This window comes from Paraburkholderia humisilvae (assembly GCF_902859855.1).
GTDB classification, from domain to species: domain Bacteria; phylum Pseudomonadota; class Gammaproteobacteria; order Burkholderiales; family Burkholderiaceae; genus Paraburkholderia; species Paraburkholderia humisilvae.
Genome location: NZ_CADIKH010000380.1, coordinates 1 through 1,094, shown reverse-complemented (window position 1 = coordinate 1,094; position 1,094 = coordinate 1). Strand labels below are relative to the sequence as shown.

Sequence of the window (1,094 nt, the reverse complement as noted above, 5' to 3'; positions counted from 1 at the left end):
CCATGCCAGCCATATCAATACCGCGCACCTGCGCGAGCGCACCGGACAATTTAGCCACGAGGATAATCAGGCGGCACGCCCTTTCCAAAGGAGTCTCCGGGGCTAGCCACTCCAAACCGACGCATCGTAATCGAGGGACCGACATGCCAGCCATAGCGACTAAACATTACGCGGCCGAATTCCAGCGTCAAACTTCCCAGCCTGCCCGGTTACACGCGGATCGTCACGCAAGCTTACCGACGCCACCTGCTGATCAAACGTCTGGACGATGAGGAGCCCACTGTAGTGGCGTGCCTCACCGAGCTTGGCCGCAATCGCTAGGGCGCCGCCTTTCGTAGTCACACTGGACGATGGGAACCGTTGCCGGGCCCAGGCTCGCTTGAAGAGATGGCCGATGTGGTCGTCACGCTCCTGCAACCCTATTTGCAGCCCCATAATTACTAAAGCCATTTAAGGGATGCTGTACTAGCCGGTCCATCACGCAGCGCTTTAGCCCTACGCTCAGTCCAAGGCACACCACATAAGTTTATCGATTATTCACTTGTGCGAGACCGTCGAATTGCGCGGGAACCTGAGGGGCTGGTTGGGCAACAGCATTATTCTGCGGGTGAGCATTATTCGCTGCACCAGCATTCTGCTCCTGCGTCCAGGCGTTCTGAGCAGTGTCAGGTTGAGGATGAACCCTAGCTTGCGAATCACTAAAAGTGCGCCACATATTCTCACCACAGCAACAAAACAGGAATGAACTACCTTATGGTTTTCCTGCTATCGGCGCAACCGCTCGGACGAAACCCAAGTTACCCGAGCGCAACTCTTGACGCATTACCGTCGCGCCGGGCGGCGCAGCGAGCCAGAACAATGGTCGGTACCAGCGCGTCGAAATGCCGAACCGAAGGAGCTCTGATCGACACTTCCAGGACGTGAACTTTGGCGTGTACCGTGTGCGCAAGGTTCCACTTGCTGCTCGACGGCATACGCACTGAATTATTGACCTTTCCATAAATCATGACGTCACCACAAGGTTGCCTGAATCCAGCACGCGGCGATGATCGAAGGTCGGTGCTGAGCGCTTTTGAGCTTGTTGCGAGCGACGG

Annotated in this window: 1 protein-coding gene; it reads right to left on the bottom strand. The window is 56.4% G+C overall.

All coding sequences use genetic code 11. The features are described 5' to 3' along the window. Positions 1–797 precede the first annotated feature (797 nt). The coding region (locus HV796_RS43855) for a hypothetical protein (protein ID WP_217478254.1) at positions 798–1,094 on the bottom strand (297 nt) is incomplete at its 5' end.